This is a genomic window from Runella sp. SP2 (assembly GCF_003711225.1).
Lineage (GTDB): Bacteria > Bacteroidota > Bacteroidia > Cytophagales > Spirosomataceae > Runella.
In genome coordinates, this window is record NZ_CP031030.1 from 2,538,814 (window position 1) to 2,557,139 (window position 18,326).

Sequence of the window (18,326 nt, forward strand, 5' to 3'; positions counted from 1 at the left end):
TTACAAAAGTGTAAACATCCCCCAAGCTACTTTAGTTTCCAGTGGGTGAGACGTTCACCTCACCTCCAACACCACAGGCCCCAATAAACCCGAGGTTTTGGGTTTAGGAGCTCCCCCTAAGCGAATTCCTCCCGAGACTTTGAGGAGTTTTTTGTCGGCGGGGAGTTTAGCGTCGCCTGCTAAACGGTTGTCCCACTGATTGGTAACTCGGATTTCGAGTTTGTTTTTACCTACCTTGGCCACGCTGGAAAGATTGACGCGGTAAGGCGCTTTCCATAACGTGTCAAGTACAACGCCATTGAGACGTACTTCGGCGATGTCTTTCACCTCTCCCAAATCCAACCACAACGAGCTATTGGGAGCTAGTTGCGCTTTTTTAATGTCTATTTCTTTGGTATAGGTAGCCGTACCACTAAAAAACTGGACACCTTCATCAGGGTGGTTCGTCCACGACGTCAGTTCGGGCAAGGTAACTTGGGCAGGTGCTCCCCAGTTTTCAGGGAAAGAGAGTGTCCAATTTCCCATAATTCTTTGCGAATCTTTGACTTTTCTTTCCGAAACAGCCATTTCGTTTTGTGAAGCATTTTTCTCAAATACAATAAAATAAGACTCTTGCGGGTCAAAATGAAGTTTAACAGTGGTTAAGCCATTCTCTATTTTGTACGCAACGGCTTCGGCAACGCCCTTATCGGCACGCCACAGTTCGGGGACTTTTCCTGCCACCCGAAACACTACCTCCATGTCTTCGGCTTGGTTGCGCATATTGAGCACGAAATAATAGTCTGCTTCACTCGTTTTGCGGTGCATCCACGACAGACGTGTATTGGTATGCGGCAGGGTATAATCAACGTCTTTTTTCAAATTGAGTTGTCCCAAAATCCCTTGCAGCGGCGCATTCCAAAACACCTTACCTTTTCCGTAAGGACTTTGGAAAATAAACTTCCCGTCGGCCATTCCCCAGAGTTCGGTGGCTTTTGTCGCTACTTCATTATCAACCGCAGGGTACCCCACCAAACTGGGCGATTTTTCGGGTTTGGGGCCTACAATGATAGCTCCTTTTTTGAGTAACTCTTCGATTTTGGCCAAAACCTGTGGTGTCATCGTAGTTCGTTCGGGCAATACCAATAGCTTGTAACGCATACCACTTGGCAGCACCAATTCCCCGTTTTCAACCTCAAAACGTTGCAAAATCTCGGTATTCACAAAATCGTAATCATACCCAGCGGGGGCTTCATTTCGTAGTTTTTCCCAGTAGGGCACGGCGGCAGGAATATCTTCGCCCAAATAATAGGCAATGTCGGCCACAAAACGACCTTCTTGGAGTAGGTACTGAGTACGCGTGAGGTAATCTACAAACGGTTTGGCTTGCTCCGCCCACGTAATGTTGCGGTTGAAGTGCGTCCCTACCATCGTATTCCCAGGCTTGGTGTCCAACGGTTGGTGGGCTGAGGTATGAAAAATCACTTGGTTGATTCCCTGCGTCAGCCAATAATCGCCGATAAACTTCAACGCCGCTGGCGCTTCGTAGCCGCCCCCCGTCCAAGCTTCGGCCGCAACTACTTTTTTTCCATAGATATGCCCCGCCGATGCCGCTTCGCGTACATCCGACTGGTGGGCATGAAGGCGGTCGCTGGCTCCCGCGTAGGGTTTTTGTAGTTCCAAATCCGCAGGTGACGTCCACTCTTTATCGGCTCCACTCCCTAAACCTTGCGTCATGCCAAATTCACCCATTGGTATATCCACCGAAGCTTTATTGCGTAGGGCATCTTCGATGATGGGCATCGAAATCCCCGCTACTTCGCCGTAGGTTTTAATGCCCTTTTGATGAGCGTATTCAGTGATGGCAGCATAGTGATTATCAACCAATAATTCGGCAATGGTCAGTCGAAAATCCCACAAAAAACGGTCGCTCACTTCGGCACTTTCCACTACAAAACCTGCCAACACTGGCAAATACTTGGTGGGATCATAGCCTCGGCGTTTTTTAAATTCAGGGAGCATGGTTTCCGTCCAGTTTTGGGCATCCGCTTCGTAGCTATCCACCAAAAAATACTTCATGCTTTTACCATACAGCGGCCCCATTGCTTCGGCAATCGGGTTCGACCATTGATTGAGGTGCGACAACAAATGGGTTTTATTGAACTTGTCCACCTCATAACCAGTGGCTTCTGGCATCGCAGGGCCATTTTTGGCTCCCGTCAGCGACTGCCCAATGCGTAGAATCGTCCAAGCCCCCTGCCCCGCGCGGCGTTCCGTCCCAATGGGGGAATTGTAGGACGGGGCTGTCCAATCTAATGTACCATCAGGCTTCATAAAAGAAGTTATATCTATGATTTCATCGCCTTTAATGACTGTATTTTGACCTGTATTGGGTGTTTTAAGGCTTTCAAAAGCAAACATTGGCGCAAAAGCTGCTTTGTCTTCCCAACGATGCACCCGCGCACCCGAATAAAAAATAGCTTCGGTAATGTCAAACGACTTAGGCGCGGTGGTTGGTCCCCCAAAGCCTCCCACATCATCGGGGCCACCGACGGTTGTCATCGTTGCTCCTTTAACAAACACTACCCGAAAGTACTTGGCTGTGACCTCAGGAAACGAAAATGTACGCACTGGCAGCGCCCGAATGTCGTGCTGCGGCCCAGGCAAGGCCAATAGCGTTTTATAGTTTTTTCCATCTTCGCTAAACTGAACGTACCCTGCGCGCATCGTACGACTGGGAAACCTTGCTGGATCTCCCAATGCCAACGAAAACGAGCGTGCCGTAAAGGGTTTTTCGTATTCAAATTGTAAATAAACTGGTTCGTCTTGTTTGGGCGTTTCAAGGGTAATTTTTGACGTTAAATCATCATCCAAGAGGGCATCGGGTGTCACGTTTTCCCCTTTATGATTGGTGATTTTTGGCGTAGCCACCGTCAGTTCTGCCTCGGGCGTTTTGTAGGCCAATACGATTTGGTCTTGGTAAAAAGGTTCCGATTTGCTGTTGCTACCACCGAAGCTTGCTCCTTTGGGCAAATTCCGAATTGGCCCCGCAACCGTTGGTGGTAAAGGCAACGGACTGCTAAGCTTTTCACCTCCGCGAAGTTGGGTTCTACTCCATACTATTTTTTTCATGGCTTCCAGCGGCTTTACCCACGTTCCTCCTGTTTCGCTCCAGCCTGCGGCAGTTACCATGGTCATTTCCAAGCCCAAACGGTCGGCTTCTGCCGCGGTGTGTTTGATGAGTTCCAGCCATTCGGGTGTCATAAACTTGACTTTTTTCTCAACGGTTTGTCCACCACCAATCGACACATCAAACGCTTGAAAACCACCAATACCAACGCGCTGCATCCATTCGAGGTCTTTGGTGATGCCTTCTCTGGTCACATTGCTCCCCACCCAATGCCACCATACAACAGGTTTGGCCGATTTGGGGGGATTTTGAAAGTTTTTTTGCAAAGTAGTTTGTGCCATACTCCCGAAAGTAGCTACAACCAATACCACGAATAGAAGTGTTTTTTTCATTTTACAGAAATTTTTATGACAACCGATAGTTACTTACCTCAAACGATTTATCTTTTAAATTCAAAAATAAATCCATTAAGTACTATCTCTATCCTACACCTACCTGCTATTGTCTCAAATAGAGAAAATAAAAGACTTTTGCCATTTTGCTTGAGGATGTTATTTTTTATTTAAGCGATCGGCGGCATATCTACCAAATTTGTTCGGTATTGGAGGTCATTTTCTTTGCTTTTTCAGTATCCTACCGCCGTTTAGAAATTAGATGCCGCCGTTCAGAAAGTAGAATTGTTTTGAGAGTAGTAAGGCCACTACTTTTGGAGTGAAGAAATAAAAAGCACTCTTAAACCTCAAAATTATGTCAAAATCAGCCAAAACCGTCTATTTTTTCAGTTTTTACCTTTTCTTGGTAGGGCTTGAACTTACCTTTATCCCTAACTTTTTTACCAAAACGGCGCAACTTCCCGAAGCCCACGAACCCTACATTCGAGTAGTGGGGATTTTGGCCATTATCCTAGGTGTTTATTATTATCAGTCAGCCAAAAACGAGCTTACACCTTTCCTCAAAACCACGATTATCGGTCGGCTGATTTACTTTTTAGGAGCTGTTGGGCTGGTCGTTACGCAAATTGCCCCTCCCCTTTTTATCGCCTTCGGTGTGATTGATTTGCTGGGCGCGGTATGGACGTGGCAAACACTGAAAAGCGAAGACAAAATGTAAGTGCAACTCATTCTTCTACAAATACCCATTCACTAACTGTGCCTACGCACGTATTCCCATGAAAAAACTCCTTTGTTTCTTATTTTTTGCCGTTGCGTTGACAACTTCCGTTTCGGCCCAAACCCCCATTGCGACCTTGTTTGAGAACATGAAAAAAGAGTTTGAAGCAAACCCCTCTAAAGCCATTCAAGACCAAGCGATTGAAGACTATGTGCTTGTTTCGGGCACGGGCTACATTGCCAACAAACAACAGATAGTCAATTTGTTCAAAAACGTTAGTAAAGTAGATGCCCGCTTTCAAGACCTCAAACTTCGTCAATTTGGCAACCTTGTTATTGCCACTGGTCGCGAGTTTTCCGTTCGCCACTATTCCAACGGCACTCCCGACTTATCCACGGATTATTTGGTCACTTATGTGTATGAAATCAAAGACGGCAAACTCACTTACATAAGCGGACAACATACGGTACCTGGGGCAAAATGATTTATACTTACGCACATTATTCAATCAATATCTAGTGCGATAGGTCTGACTATCGTCTGACCGATGTTATCCAAAAAAAGCATATCTCTTCAGCCCCATGTCGTACGGCCTGGGGCTAAAAGAGTAGGTAGATGTCGCATTTTTACAATTTCCGCTCTTTTTGATGGAGTAATTTTGTCAATGAAAAAAGGTATTTACAAAAACCAAGAAATGACCCATGAAAAATCTTTTATTGCTTTTTCTCATCGCCGTGGCGGGTAGCGTTGTTGCGCAAACCCAAGCCGAAAAACTCTTCCAGCAAAACATGAGCGATTACCAACAAAATCCTTTGAAAAACGTAACGGATAATCTCAGCGACAACTACTTACTGGTGTCGGGAAGTGGCTACATTGCCAACAAATCGCAGATTATGGCTTTGTTCAAAAATGTAAAAAGTGTAGAGGCTAATTTTAAAAACCTATCTATCCGCCAATTCGGGAATACCGTTATCGCTACTGGCAACGAACACCATGTAAGACACTACAACGACGGGACACCCGACTTATCAGTTGATTATCTTTCGACTTATGTCTATGAAATCAGGGAAAACAAATTGGTTGGTTTGAGTGGGCAACATACCTATACTACTCCTGAGAATACCCAAGTAGAAGAGGAAATCATTAAAACTAAGCTTCGCCAAGAAACAATTGATGTATATGCAGGCAAGGACGTAACAAGCAGCTTTATCGACTCTCCAAAAACCTTCAGGGGCTGGAACACACGAACGGGGTATTCGGTCAAGTTTGGCGTTGCTGATATTAAAAAAGAAAACGACGTTACATTCGGATACCGCCCTCGGGAAATGAATCCTATCAATGAGAATTTTACGTTTAAGTTTTACACGCCAAATATCGCTTTGGTTATCTACGACCAATACCTTTACGGTAAACCACAAATTCCCTCAAAAGAGATGCGGATGCTCGAAAAAGTTAACGGAACGTGGAAAATTGCGGGTTTGTTAGCGCTTTGGGACTATTCAGACAATGCTTTTGAGAAAGGTAATGTTCGTAAAACCATCGAAGCTGAGACCAATGCGTACCATGCAGGCGACGTAGAAGCGATGAATAAACAATGGGCTTACAATGCCAGTTATGTAGAACGCCAGCAGGAATATTTTAAGAAAATGGGCGTACCTGTTTATTTGAAAGGAGATGCACTCAGGGCGTTTGGCGAACAATTTAAGAAAGTTCACAAACCCACTGGCCAAACCTACAAAATTTCGGATTATGAGGCACACGTAGGCACCACCAACGCTTGGGTCACTTATACGCAAGAGACTTTTAATGCCGACGGTAAAGTTGCCAATAAAACCCGTGAAATGAGAATCTTAGAAAGGGTGGATGGCTGGAAAATCGTTGCCATGAGTAATGTGGAATTGTAAAGCAAGAAGCCTTGCTGGAAGGTGTTCCTTTTCTTTCGCCAGAAAAGGAACACCTTTGCTTATCTTTTCAACCTTTGTCTAAAACACGTACGAAAGCGTAAAACTGGGCGATAGTCGGCTCGATAAATTTACCGACAAGCTTTCTTGAGAGGCAAAAGGTGAGTTGTAAAAGATATTTAAACCCGCTAATTCGGCCTCAACCAAAAATCGGTTACTAATCAAGTACGCAAGTCCGACCGATGAACCCAACTGATAGGTATTAATGTGGTAAGTGCTATTCGTAGAGCTTCCTTTTTGGGTTGAGTTAAAACGCAGGTAATTAAGTGAGCTTTCGATGTAAGGTGTAAAGCGGCTGTTGGTCAAGTAGCGCTTCACAAAGACACCACCCGAAAGTTGTTCTTCGGTTCTGGTGAAATTTCCTGATCCATTGATATATTCTTCGTTGTCTTTTACAAAACCTACGCTTGCTCGGACACCAACGATAGTTCTATCTTTTACAAATTTTCCCGCTTTTACTCCAAAACGATAGTTACTTTCGTTGTTAAGTACGCGGTAATTATTGACAAAGGAACTATTGTCCTTTTGCTGCAACGACGACAAGCCCATGTCTAGTCCAACGACCCAATTGCCGTTTTGGAGCGTAGTAAACGTTGCTTCCTCTATCCGAAACGACGTAGGACGCACCCAATAGAGTAAGCCCAAAGAGACTCCCGAAAAATTGACAGGAAACGAATTTGAAGTTGTTTCAGCCTTGAGCGCCCAATGTTTATCCATGAAATAAATGGCTCCCGCCTTAAAGATTGGGTTGACAGAAAAACTCGAATAATCTGAGGTTGAAAGCGTGTTTGTTCTATTTTCACTTTTGCTATTAGTAAAACTGAATCCAATATTTATCCCTCCACCCACAAATCCGCGCCATTGATTTTTTCCAAAAAAGTAAGACCCTGAAGTGCCTATTCCAAAACCCGAATTGGTCATTCGGAATTGATTATCACTGGACCTTCCTACTACATTGCGGCTAAAAACGATACTCTCGTTGGCATTGATTTCCCAAAGGACATTATCTTTTACAAATTTTCCGTACTGAAGCCCTAAGCCCACAGCCGTACTTCGCCATTTTGAGTTGTAATTCTCTTTTTTCAGCGTCGTTTCAAATCTAGTAGAAAAATTGCCTGCAATAAACGAATTTCCTTTTTCGGTTTGGCCGTACACGCTGAAGGCAGCGAAAATGAGTAAAAATACGTAAGCGTTTTTCATGACATTGTTTTTTTTGAGTGAATAACTATACTCAAAACGCTATCCTTACTAATTTATTGGTGAAACTAGTTGCTAAATAATGTTAAAAATTATCAGTTATCTGCTTTTGTTATTATTCCTAACACCTCCTCCATGTTTCGCTATTTTTACCTCCTCCTTTTTCTTCTTGGGTCGCTCAAAAGTTGGGCGCAAACCAACGACCAAACCTATTTTGACCAAGCCCTGGCCAACGGCAAAGTGGCTAACGAAGCCTTCCTACGCAGTCACCGTTTTTTGTTGGGATGGCTTGGTAAAGCTGACCCCGCAACGGGACTCATTCCGCGTAACCTTACCCAAAGTACCTGCATTTGGAACGCTTGGGATGCTGCCGCCGACAATTATCCGTTTATGGTAATGACCGCTTCTATGCTCGACAAACCTCTTTTTGAGGGTAAAATGCGCGAAATGCTCGCCACCGAAACCCGCCTTACGTCACGCGTTGGGCGACTTCCCGATACGTATTCGTTTTGCAAAAAAGAGTTTGAAAATGCAGTGATTGATAGCAGCCAACTGGTCTTTGGCAGCGCTGAATACATGAAAGACGGACTCATTCCGCTGACCGAATGGCTGGGGCCAAGCCCCTGGTCGGAGCGGATGTTGGGAATCTTGGAGGACCTCGACAAAATTGTGGACGTCCCGACCCAAATCAAAGGTAACTTTTTTGGAAACAGCGCCGTGGTGGAAGTCGGGGGCGACTTGTTGCAAGTGTTGGCGCGGATGTATTGGCTCACCAAAAACCCAAAATGGCTGGCGTGGGGCATCCAAATCGGAGATTATTACTTGAGCGAAGCCCATTTACCCACTCGCGCACTACAGCGCCTTCGCTTGCGTGACCACGGCTGTGAAATTGTATCGGGACTGGTGGAAATGTACGCGGTGGTATCGGTGGTCAATCCTGCCAAAAAGAAACAGTGGCAGCCGTTTATTCACGAAATGTTGGATACCATTTTGGCCAAAGGAAGAAACGAACACGGGCTTTTTTACGACGAAGTAAATCCACTGACGGGCGAGGTGATTCAAAAGCGAATCGCTGATAATTTTGGCTATACGCTCAACGCATTCTACACCGTGTATCTCCTTGACAAACAAACCGCTTACCGAGACGCTACCCTAAAAGCACTCGGCGAGCTTAACGCCCACTACCGCAACCACGATTGGGAATCGGGCAGCGCTGATGGCTACGCCGACGCCATTGAAGGCACGTTGAATTTGTATTTGCGCGAGCCTATGGCCAGCACCAAAGACTGGCTCGACAGCGAAATCAAGGTGTTGTGGAATTTTCAAAAGCCTGACGGAATCATTGAAGGTTGGCACGGCGATGGCAATTTTGCCCGAACGTCGCTGATGTTTGCCCTTTGGAAAACGGCAGGTACGCAACTTTCAGACTGGAATCAAGAGGTTCTTTATGGTGCTGTAACCAACAACAATACTGTTTACATTACGCTCAGTTCGCCCAAAGCTTGGTCGGGGAAGTTGATTTTTGGAGGACAATGGCACAAACAAAACTTGCATTTGCCGTTTGACTATCCCCGCATCAATCAGTTCCAAGAATGGTTCCCGATTGAACCCAACAAAAACTACGAGTTGACGATTGACGGGAAGTCTTCCAAAGTAAAAGGGTCGGTTTTACTGGCAGGCTACCCCCTCCAACTCAAACCTCAGCAAACGATTCAGGTGCGGTGTAAGCGTTGATGAAGTATTTAAAAAATCCAAAATCGCTTCGGAGAAGCGCAACCTTTGTAAGGGTTACGCTTCTCCGAAGCAATATAAACTTCTTTGTAACTATTACTCTTTCACCTCAAAAACATAACTTCCTGATGTTAAAGGAAGTACCACTTCTCCATTTTCCAACTTTGCCCCTTTCCATTGCGCAATAGGTTTGCCGCTTTCGGTGATTTGGGTAAGGCTTTTGGCAGGAAGATGCAATATCGCGGTCGTATTGGCAGGGACTGTGCATTTGTACGTAAAAGTGGTTGATTTGCTTTCCCATTCACTCGAAATGCGTCCGTACATCGTGTCCACGTAGCCTTTGGCAAAGGTAATGCGTTTGTCGGGGTCAGGAGTAGGCTTGAGTACAAACTCTTTGAAAGCGGCTTTGTCGGGATGGCGCTGAATTCCCAACGAATAATTGTACATCCACGAAGCCACCGCCCCGAAAGAATAGTGGTTGAAGGAGTTCATGCTGTTGTTTCCTCCAAAACCATTTTCAACGGTATAGCTGTTCAAACGCTCCCAAATCGACGTCGCACCATTGACCACCGAGTACAACCACGACGGATAGTCTTTTTGCTGCACCAAACGATACGCTTGGGCATGATTTCCGTTGTCCGATAGCGCCTCCGATATGGAAGCAGTCCCGATAAAGCCCGTCATGAGCGAGTACGAGGGGCGTTCGATACCGCCATCGTCTTTGTTTTTACGCTCAATCGTTTCGTTTAAATACTTGATAGCAAACGGCTTATTTACTTCGTCAAACATTCCCAACGCCAAAGGAATGGCGTACGAGGCTTGGGTATCCATGAGCACGCCTTTATCTGATTTTGTTTCAGCCGCTTGCGGCCCTGGAGGCCCCATTCGAGCCGTTACCACCCCCGATTTGACAGTGCGGTGCGTATTTTTATCAACATAAACGTCATTAATGGTCTTTTTGATTTCTTGTTGACGTTTGGCAAACTGCGCCGCATCGTCGGTTTTACCCAAAATGGTCGCGACTTTGCTCATAATTTCCAAGTCGTAGGCAAAGTAGGACATCCAGAAAAGGGTGTTATCATTTTTGTTGTTTTCGGGACTCAACCAGTCACCCAGCGGGCCTTCGTTCAAAATGCCGTTCGTTTTGTCCACCTTGGTTTCCAAGAAGTTGATGTACTTTTTCATGGCATCGTAATGCTCACGTAGTAGCTGATTATCACCGTATTGTCGATAAGTTTCCCAAGCCACAGTAATCCCCGCACTTCCCCACAACGTTCCACCAAAACCACCACCTACGGGTGCGACGTCGGTAAAACGGCCATTTTCAGGCTGCATATCGCGCATAGCCAACAAATGACGCCTTAAAAATGGGTTGGCTTGTGCCAAATACGTCGCGCTTTTGGCAAATACCGAAATATCACCACTCCAACCCATCCGTTCGTTGCGGGCGGGGGTGTCGGTCGGTATCGACAAGAAGTTACTCCGCAACGACCAAGTAATGTTTTGCCAAAGTTTGTTCACCAGTTCGTTGGAAGTGGCGAAACTCGACGACAAATCCATGACTGAACTAATCACCAAGCCTTTTACATCGCTCACAGGAATGGCTTGGTCGATGCCCGTAATTTCTAAATAGCGGTAGCCGTGGAAGGTAAAACGCGGCTGAATGACTTCGTCGCCCCCCTTCAAAATGTACAAATCTTGGGTCAACGCCGCCCGAATGTTTTCCATCATCACCATGCCTTCATTGCCTTTATAATCGGGCAAATTGGGGTATTTCATTTCGGCAAAACGCAGGGTAATGGCTTGACCTTTTCGGCCATTTTTAATGGTGATTTGGGGTACACCCACCATGTTTTGCGTCATGTCATAGACAAATACCTTGGGGCGCACTTCCTCCACGCTTTTGGCGGTAAGGGTTTTGACAATCGTGGCATTTTCACCCATTTGCCCAACAAGCTTAAAATCATCGTATTCCAGCGACGATTTCCGCCCCAAAGCATCGGTAACGGTGCCCTTAAACGCAGTTCCATCCAAGGGTATAACCACTGCCGATTTCCAAGCAGCGTCATTGTAGTCCGCCGTCGCCCAGCCATTGACGGCTGCTTCTTTGTTGGCATCATATACTTCGCCCTGAAAAAACGACCCGTACCGAATGGGACCATCGCTAAAAAACTTCCATTCGGTAGGATTTGACGTTACCACTTGCTCTGAACCATCGGCGTAGGTAATGACCAATTTGCTCAACAACGACTGACGGTCACCGAAGAAATTCCAGTTTTCGCCGCTGTAAGTAATGTTTCCACTCCACCAACCTTCACTCAACCACGCTCCAAGGGCATTTTTCTGGCCAGATTTTATACCAGAGGTAACATCGTACGTTTGGTACATGTGGGTTTTGTTGTACTGCGTAAGACCTGGGTTAAAATAATCGTTAGAGACGCGGCTACCGTTGAGAAACAGTTCGTAAATCCCACGGGCAGTGGCGTACAAACGTGCCTTAGCGATGGATTTCGACTGAGTGGTAAAAGTCGTCCGAAGCATGGGAGCCGCATTTCGGCTAGGGTCGGCCGTGACTAAGCCGCCACTTACTGCGTAGCTTCCGTTCTCCACTTTTACATTTGAAGCCGAAAAAATCCCCGAATACGGCTGTTTTTGAAGGTTTTCGGTAAAAATTGGATTGGATGGATAACGATAATTCCGAACCGTTACGCCCGAAAAAAAGGCTTTTTGTCCGTTAGGAACGCGAAAACCAATGTCGGCTAACATCGGGAAACTGATGTAGTTATTTCCACTTCCAACGGGGTTTAAGTTGTACCCCCGAGCACCAAAACGACCTCCACCGCCTGCGGGTGCTACTTTATCTTTCAGCTTGTTAGCATCTTTGTTGCCGTCCACGTAAAATTCAAACAATCCAAAATTACATTCTACCAACAATTGATGCTTTTCGTATTTATTGGCCGCATTTATCAACGATTGCGGAATGTCAAAACTTTTCAATGGGACGTCTTCTTTATCGTCTTTGGTATAACCAACACGATAAATATTCAGTTTGGCGAGACCGTCCGCAGCGTCGCTAACGTTGGAAATATCTAACTCCAAGGCCACATAACTCTCGTTTTTGCCTTTGGTTACCCCCATCAGGTTCAAGTCTTTGGTCATTAAACGGCGGTCGTTGGCACCAAACACAAAAGAAGCTTTGGTAGCATTGCTGGTTTTATCGAGCTGAACCCCATACTCAAATTTAAACACCGATAAATAGTGCGAATACAACACCATATCGTCATCGCCTCCCCCAATCCAGTTAGCTCCTGACCATGCCGCAATCGAAGGGTTCATCAAGCCCGTTTCAAACCACGAACTACTTGTAATCGGTTTGCCCGTATTGTCCCAAACGGTCAATTTCCACTGATAACGCGTCGTAGGTTGGAGGCCACTTCCTGCGTATTCGATGCCATGCGAAAGCGACGAATTTACCTTTTTGGTATCCCAAACTACTTGATTTTTAGCGTTGGAAACCACAATTTGGTAGGCAGTTTGGCTGTAACCTCGTTTTGCGTCCAAGGCTTTCATTTGCCAAGAAAACTGCGGAATGGGAGTGTCAATTCCTAACGGTGTGGCTTGATAGTTGACTTGTAATTGGTTAAGCGCGACGTTAGCCCACACCCTTGCTCCCCACAAAAACAAGATACAAGCAGTAAAAAATAGTCTTTTCATTTTTGAACTTTGGTTTAGATATGCCTTTGACATTTCTTTTAATTGTTCAAAAATATATTGACATTATACCGCCTGTATCCTGTGCTTTCCCGTTATTGTCTCAACTTGATGCAATAATTAATAATTATTACTTCACCACTTCACTCACCAAAATAATGGGAGCGACATTGGTATAATTGGCAAAATCGGCTCGAATGACGTCTCGGTTAGGCGCGATGGCTGATTGATAGTCGCTGAGGCTTTTTATATAAAATGTACCAATCGCCATAAAGGGTAGTGGTTGATTAGGCAAACCACTCGCCAATCCTTTTTCAATGGTATATTTCACCAAATTTGCCCCCAAATACCCCGCCACCATGGGCATGTGCTTGGTTTCGTAGTACTCCATGTTGAAGGTTTTGCCTTCGGCGTAAGGATACATGATGGATACTTTAATCAAGCCTTTTTCAGCAGCCTGATTTGGTTGTTTGTCTTGGCTAAACGCCGCCAAACTAGAAATGAACAGAAAAGATGACAGAAGAAATCTGAGCTTCATGGCTACATGTGTTTAAAGAGTTAAATGATTGATTTAAAGCAATGTTCCGCAAATATCTGAACAGGTTTTATATTTGCAAAACGCTATTTTTCGATACAAACCATCGAAAAAAACGATTTAGAAAAATGGAATTAAGACAACTGAAGTATTTTTTAAAAGCCAAGGAGCTCTTGAACTTTACGGAGGCGGCAAAGGCATTAAATATTAGCCAAAGCACCCTTTCCCAGCAAATCAAACAATTGGAAGATGAGTTAAACGTGCCTTTGTTTAACCGTATCGGCAAACGCATCACGCTCACTGAAGCAGGAGATTTGTTTGGAGAGTATGCGTTGCAGAGCATAAATAGAGCGAATGAAGGATTATTGCTCTTGCAAGATTTGAAAAACCTGAACACGGGAAAAATTACCGTCGGCGTGATTTATTCCATGCGGATTCTTTTTGCCAAAACCTTGATACAGTTTGCCCAGCAGTACCCAAATATCAAGATCCAAGTGGTGTTCGGCACCACCAAAGACCTGCTCGATAAGCTCAATTCGCACCAATTTGATTTTGTCTTGATTTTCCACGAAAAGCCCAACGAGCCACACCTCAAATACCAGCCTATTTTGACCTCTAATATGGTATTGGTTACTGCTAAGAAATCATCGTTGGCCTCCAAAAAAACAATCTCTCTTCATGAAGTAGCAACCCTTCCTTTGGCACTCCCTTTCAGCGGCTACAGTACGATCCAGTTTTTTGAAGAAGTGTTCAGCCAAAAAAAATTAGAACCCAACATCTGCATGGAAATCAACGACATACCTACGTTGTTTGAAATTGTAAAAACGGGGTTTTGGCACACCATCTTGAGTGATACCAGCGTCAATGACCCAGAAGTAGTAGGCATCCCCATCGAAGGTGAAAACATGAAACGAACGATTATGATTATTTCACTCAAAGAAGCCTACGAGAAGCAGGCGGTAAAAAAGCTGTATGAGTTGTTGCGGGGGATTTGAGGAATGTTTTTCTTTTTGCGTTATTTTTCTTGTATTTTAGTAAAAAAATCAACCTTCATAGGCATGAATTCGTCCCTCTCAGCGCTTTTTCACGAGGCAGAGCGATTAGATAATCGTTCTTTAGATACTCTTATTGCCAATATAATTTCATTAAGAGCTCAACGCGAAACACCTGATAATCAAAAAACAGAAGCTTTTTTATTAAAAAAAATAAATAAAAGTCTCTCCATTGGCCAAATCGAGCGCTTTAAGGTTCTCAACCAAAAACGTTTAGATGAAACAATTTCTGCGGAAGAGTACGCTGAGCTTCTTATTTTACTCGATAAAATTGAAAAACTAAATGTAAGCCGACTCAAGTACTTAACCTCACTTGCTCGGCTGCGACAAGTCACAGTCCGTGAATTAATGAAGCAGTTGGGAATTTCAGGATCACTTAATGGCTAAGTCTTATATTTCACCAAGCACAAAGCAAGCCATTTTTACAAGAGCTCAAGGATACTGTGAGTATTGTAAAAGCCCTGCTGATTTTACTACAGAGCCGTTTTCCATCGAGCACATCCAGCCAGTTTCTAAAGATGGTTCCAACGATTTTCTTAATTTAGCATTAGCCTGCCTCGGGTGTAATATTATCAAATCCGATAAAACTGAATTCACCGACCCTATTTCGTTACATCTTTCTTCTTTGTTTAACCCACGTACAATGTCATGGGAAGAACATTTTATGTGGGATGAAACATCCACCTTAATCATTGGAAAAACTGCCACTGGCCGCGCTACAATCGAAGCCCTCAATTTGAATCGTCGTCCGTTGAAAAATCTTAGACGTGCTCTAATTGCCATCGGTGAGCATCCTCCTGAATAATATTACAACTAATATACCCGCTACGACTTTCCTTAATTGGTCTTCTATTTCACAAATGTCAGTCTTTACCCTCATACGAAACAAACTCATAGGTAGCGTCGCCACCAGATACACTAAATTTCAAAAAGCCCCTTGAACCATGTGTGTTACCGCGCCATGATGGTCGGCCAGCGATGGAGCCACCCGTAATGTAGTGGGTTTTTCCTGCTATGTTTAAGTCCTCAAACCAGTGAATGTGTCCTTGAAGAACAAACTTGAGGTTATAGTCTTTAAAAAGCGCCAAGACTTCATTACGGTTAGTCACTGGGGGCTGAGAGAGGTAGCCATTTTGAGGAGGATACAAGTCATGGTAAGTTGTAACCAAAGGAATGTGGGCGACTACCACCACGGGGGTTTCGGGTTTTACGGAACTGAGGTCATTTTTTATCCATTTTAACTGTCCTTCATCCACTTTCCCGATATACTTGTAGTTATCTACATCCAGCACGTTTAAGACCATAAAATGCCATCCTTTGTGGTTAAATGAATAGTAGGGATCACCAAAATATCGCTTAAACATGCCCAGTTTATAGTCGGGATGCGAGGAATCCTCTGGGCTTTCCTCGTATATACCAAAGAGATCGTGGTTTCCTACGCAATTGTAAACTGGGACTTTAAATCTACGGGTCTGGCTTAGGTAATAGGTAAAAAGAGAATCCCCTTTTGCCCGATTCCCCCGCATAATGTCAAAAATCTGATCTCCCCCCGAAAGCACAAAATCAGGTTTAATTTGCTCTATTCGTTGTACTACTTTATTGAATGCTTTTTCTACGACGGGGTCGGGACGTAGGTGCATATCAGTCATAAAAACGAAAGAAAAGTTGCCGTTTTGAGCCGAAACTGCATTTAAACAGAGACAGTAAACCAAAATAAGTAGAAAGTGCTTCATCATGAAAATGCCATTTTTAAAGGTATAACTGAAAAAAGCACAGTTCAGGCTATCTATTTCACCCCAAACCTCACTCCTTTCATCGCCTCTTCTTTCATAAAAGGTTGGTTATAAAGCCGTTTGCCCGTAGCTTTGAAAAAGGCGTTGGCAAAAGCAGCAGCGGCAGGCGGAAGGGCGGGTTCACCCAAACCCGTGGGGTTGATGGCACTGTCCACAAAATGCACCTCCACGGCGGGAATTTCGTTGATGCGTATCAAGCGGTAGGTATCAAAATTTTGTTGGTTGGGGATACCGTCTTTGAGGGTTACTTCGCCATATAAGGCGTGTCCCAAGCCGTCGATGATTCCACCTTGCACTTGCTGGTACGCGCCGCTGAGGTTAACCACTACCCCACAGTCCACTGCGGCGATCATCTTTCGCAGCACTATACGACCTTTTACCTCCTCAATTTCAGCCACTTGCGCAATGTACGACCCGTGCGAAAAATAGGCGCTAAAGCCTTGAAAAACGTTTTTCTTTTTGCCCCAATTCGATTTTTCGGCCACCAGTTTTATCACTCCCTTCATACGCTCAATGTCGTACTTAACCGACCCAACGGGTTCTTTTTGGGCTTTTTCGAGGTATTCCAAACGGTATTCGATGGGGTCGCGGTGGGCGGCGGTGGCGATTTCATCAAAAAAAGACTGCTCAGCAAACCCCAAAAAATTCTCGGACGGTGCCCGCCACGGACTCGTCGTCACGGGTGATTTGTGGTCGATGGAGTCCACCTGAAAATTTGGCACAGCGCCCGCAGGAAAATGATCAGGGCGTGTGCTGTTACCTGAGTTGACGCCCACGCCCCGCATTCGGTAGCCTATCCAATTGCCTTTTGCGTCTAGTGCCGCCTCAAAACGGTAGCGCATTGCTGGTCGGTACTGCCCACCTCGCATGTCGTCCTCGCGCGTCCACATGAGCTTAACGGGCGCTTTGACCAAACTCGACAATTCGGCGGCTTCCATCGAATAATCCGAACGCTGTCGGCGGCCGAATCCACCGCCCATGCGCGTCATTTCTAAGGTAACTTTCTCAATATCAACGCCCAACAATTTCGCCACGTTTTTTCGGGTATCTTCGGGCAATTGGGCAGGCCCAATCAGTTCAACGCCATCTTCTTTCACGTGCGCAAAGAAATTCATGGGTTCCATGCAGGCGTGAGACAAAAAAGGCGCTTGGTATTCGCGGGTAATAATTTGGGGTGCAGTTTTCAATACTGCCTCGACATCACCGTCTTTGCGCGATGGTTTTACGTCTGATTTTTCCAGCAATTGTTTCATAATGCGGTCGTGGTCAGCCGTGCTTTCAACCGCTTCGTCGGGTTCGTAAGTTACTTTGAGTGCCTTGCGGGCGTTCATTACTTGCCACGTGGACTTCCCTAACACCGCTACTTTGTTCTTAAACACAATCACCTCCACAATGCCAGGCATGGCTTTGGCCGCTGCGGTTTCGACCGATTTTATTTTTGTACCAAACGGCGGGCGTTCAATCATCGCCAACAGCATTCCTTCCCGATAAATGTCTGAGCCATAAATCGGTTTTCCCGCAATGATGTCTGCGTTATCGACACTATGAATGGGTTTACCAATCAGTTTGTAATCTTTTTTGTCTTTAAACTTTACCTCCGTCGGTACGGGTAAAGCGGCGGCATCGGTGGCTAATTCGCCGTAAGTTAGTTTGCGGCCCGATTCTTTATGCCACACCCAGCCATTATCCGTCGTCAACGTATGGGGAGCTACGTTCCAGCGTTTGGCGGCGGCTTCCATGAGCATCCAACGGGCAGTGGCGCCTGCTTTGCGAAGTCGATCCCACGAATGCTGCATGGCGCCGCTGCCTGCCGTGGCTTGGCGATTGAATTTTTTGGTATCCAAATGGGCTTGAACGATTTTAACGTTCTTCCAATCGGCATCCAATTCTTCGGCCACAATCATAGGAAAAGCCGTTTTGATGTTCTGACCGACTTCTGGATTCGGGGCAAAAATGGTGATGACGTTATCGGGAGAAATGGAAAGGTAACTGTTGAAACTCACCTCCACAGGCAACGTAGCCGCCAACGAATCACTTCCCCGAAAACTCAGCAAAAAGCCCCCTCCCATCATGGTGGAGGCTTTTATAAAATCCCTACGGTTGAATTTGATAGACATGGTGTGTACG

Annotated in this window: 13 protein-coding genes; 7 read left to right on the forward strand and 6 right to left on the reverse strand. The window is 45.3% G+C overall.

Translation table 11 applies throughout. The features are described 5' to 3' along the window. Positions 1-54: 54 nt before the first annotated feature. Positions 55-3,501 (reverse strand): glycosyl hydrolase, encoded by a 3,447-nt coding sequence (locus DTQ70_RS10760; protein WP_122930804.1) that lies wholly within the window; start codon positions 3,499-3,501, stop codon positions 55-57. A 355-nt stretch (positions 3,502-3,856) separates the two neighbouring features. On the opposite strand from DTQ70_RS10760, the gene DTQ70_RS10765 reads away from it, so the two are divergent. The 3 genes from DTQ70_RS10765 to DTQ70_RS10775 all read left to right on the forward strand — a co-directional run bounded on the left by DTQ70_RS10765 (position 3,857) and on the right by DTQ70_RS10775 (position 6,123). Beyond that, on the forward strand, positions 3,857-4,219 hold the full coding sequence (locus DTQ70_RS10765) for a hypothetical protein (protein ID WP_122930805.1): 363 nt from the start codon (positions 3,857-3,859) through the stop codon (positions 4,217-4,219). Positions 4,220-4,277: 58 nt separating this feature from the next. Then, on the forward strand, positions 4,278-4,703 hold the full coding sequence (locus DTQ70_RS10770) for a hypothetical protein (RefSeq protein ID WP_122930806.1): 426 nt from the start codon (positions 4,278-4,280) through the stop codon (positions 4,701-4,703). A gap of 217 nt (positions 4,704-4,920) precedes the next feature. Further along, on the forward strand, positions 4,921-6,123 hold the full coding sequence (locus DTQ70_RS10775; RefSeq protein ID WP_122930807.1) for a nuclear transport factor 2 family protein: 1,203 nt from the start codon (positions 4,921-4,923) through the stop codon (positions 6,121-6,123). Positions 6,124-6,201: 78 nt separating this feature from the next. Here DTQ70_RS10775 and DTQ70_RS10780 read toward each other — a convergent pair whose 3' ends face one another. Next, positions 6,202-7,380 carry a hypothetical protein gene (locus DTQ70_RS10780; RefSeq protein ID WP_122930808.1) on the reverse strand — a complete coding sequence of 393 codons (1,179 nt, stop codon included), beginning with the start codon at positions 7,378-7,380 and terminating at the stop codon, positions 6,202-6,204. A gap of 132 nt (positions 7,381-7,512) precedes the next feature. Between DTQ70_RS10780 and DTQ70_RS10785 the strand changes: the two genes are divergently transcribed. Further along, on the forward strand, positions 7,513-9,111 hold the full coding sequence (locus tag DTQ70_RS10785; RefSeq protein ID WP_122930809.1) for a hypothetical protein: 1,599 nt from the start codon (positions 7,513-7,515) through the stop codon (positions 9,109-9,111). A 93-nt stretch (positions 9,112-9,204) separates the two neighbouring features. Here DTQ70_RS10785 and DTQ70_RS10790 read toward each other — a convergent pair whose 3' ends face one another. Further along, complete coding sequence (locus tag DTQ70_RS10790) at positions 9,205-12,822, reverse strand: alpha-L-rhamnosidase (protein WP_122934359.1); 3,618 nt, start codon at positions 12,820-12,822, stop codon at positions 9,205-9,207. Between the two features lie 127 nt (positions 12,823-12,949). Then, positions 12,950-13,357 (reverse strand): EthD family reductase, encoded by a 408-nt coding sequence (locus DTQ70_RS10795; RefSeq protein WP_122930810.1) that lies wholly within the window; start codon positions 13,355-13,357, stop codon positions 12,950-12,952. A gap of 125 nt (positions 13,358-13,482) precedes the next feature. Here DTQ70_RS10795 and DTQ70_RS10800 point away from each other — a divergent pair, with 125 nt between their 5' ends. The 3 genes from DTQ70_RS10800 to DTQ70_RS10810 all read left to right on the forward strand — a co-directional run bounded on the left by DTQ70_RS10800 (position 13,483) and on the right by DTQ70_RS10810 (position 15,211). Then, positions 13,483-14,349 carry a LysR family transcriptional regulator gene (locus tag DTQ70_RS10800; RefSeq protein ID WP_122930811.1) on the forward strand — a complete coding sequence of 289 codons (867 nt, stop codon included), beginning with the start codon at positions 13,483-13,485 and terminating at the stop codon, positions 14,347-14,349. A gap of 63 nt (positions 14,350-14,412) precedes the next feature. Continuing rightward, on the forward strand, positions 14,413-14,793 hold the full coding sequence (locus DTQ70_RS10805; protein ID WP_164489967.1) for an STAS/SEC14 domain-containing protein: 381 nt from the start codon (positions 14,413-14,415) through the stop codon (positions 14,791-14,793). Beyond that, the gene (locus DTQ70_RS10810) at positions 14,786-15,211 is read left to right on the forward strand and encodes an HNH endonuclease (RefSeq protein ID WP_122930813.1); all 426 of its coding nucleotides are present in this window, start codon (positions 14,786-14,788) and stop codon (positions 15,209-15,211) included. Before DTQ70_RS10805 ends, DTQ70_RS10810 begins: the two co-directional genes overlap by 8 nt. A gap of 58 nt (positions 15,212-15,269) precedes the next feature. Here DTQ70_RS10810 and DTQ70_RS10815 read toward each other — a convergent pair whose 3' ends face one another. Beyond that, positions 15,270-16,142, reverse strand: a complete 873-nt coding sequence (locus DTQ70_RS10815) for a metallophosphoesterase (protein ID WP_122930814.1) — start codon at positions 16,140-16,142, stop codon at positions 15,270-15,272. Positions 16,143-16,192: 50 nt separating this feature from the next. Continuing rightward, on the reverse strand, positions 16,193-18,316 hold the full coding sequence (locus DTQ70_RS10820; RefSeq protein ID WP_122930815.1) for a molybdopterin cofactor-binding domain-containing protein: 2,124 nt from the start codon (positions 18,314-18,316) through the stop codon (positions 16,193-16,195). Between the last annotated feature and the right edge of the window lie 10 nt (positions 18,317-18,326).

What these genes read in the sequence shown, in the direction of transcription:
- DTQ70_RS10765 (WP_122930805.1), top strand. Translation starts at nt 3,857, where the DNA reads ATGTCAAAATCAGCCAAAACCGTCTATTTTTTCAGTTTTTACCTTTTC.
- DTQ70_RS10820 (WP_122930815.1), bottom strand. Translation starts at nt 18,316, where the DNA reads ATGTCTATCAAATTCAACCGTAGGGATTTTATAAAAGCCTCCACCATG.
- DTQ70_RS10815 (WP_122930814.1), bottom strand. Translation starts at nt 16,142, where the DNA reads ATGATGAAGCACTTTCTACTTATTTTGGTTTACTGTCTCTGTTTAAAT.
- DTQ70_RS10770 (WP_122930806.1), top strand. Translation starts at nt 4,278, where the DNA reads ATGAAAAAACTCCTTTGTTTCTTATTTTTTGCCGTTGCGTTGACAACT.
- DTQ70_RS10805 (WP_164489967.1), top strand. Translation starts at nt 14,413, where the DNA reads ATGAATTCGTCCCTCTCAGCGCTTTTTCACGAGGCAGAGCGATTAGAT.
- DTQ70_RS10790 (WP_122934359.1), bottom strand. Translation starts at nt 12,822, where the DNA reads ATGAAAAGACTATTTTTTACTGCTTGTATCTTGTTTTTGTGGGGAGCA.
- DTQ70_RS10800 (WP_122930811.1), top strand. Translation starts at nt 13,483, where the DNA reads ATGGAATTAAGACAACTGAAGTATTTTTTAAAAGCCAAGGAGCTCTTG.
- DTQ70_RS10780 (WP_122930808.1), bottom strand. Translation starts at nt 7,380, where the DNA reads ATGAAAAACGCTTACGTATTTTTACTCATTTTCGCTGCCTTCAGCGTG.
- DTQ70_RS10760 (WP_122930804.1), bottom strand. Translation starts at nt 3,501, where the DNA reads ATGAAAAAAACACTTCTATTCGTGGTATTGGTTGTAGCTACTTTCGGG.
- DTQ70_RS10795 (WP_122930810.1), bottom strand. Translation starts at nt 13,357, where the DNA reads ATGAAGCTCAGATTTCTTCTGTCATCTTTTCTGTTCATTTCTAGTTTG.
- DTQ70_RS10785 (WP_122930809.1), top strand. Translation starts at nt 7,513, where the DNA reads ATGTTTCGCTATTTTTACCTCCTCCTTTTTCTTCTTGGGTCGCTCAAA.
- DTQ70_RS10810 (WP_122930813.1), top strand. Translation starts at nt 14,786, where the DNA reads ATGGCTAAGTCTTATATTTCACCAAGCACAAAGCAAGCCATTTTTACA.
- DTQ70_RS10775 (WP_122930807.1), top strand. Translation starts at nt 4,921, where the DNA reads ATGAAAAATCTTTTATTGCTTTTTCTCATCGCCGTGGCGGGTAGCGTT.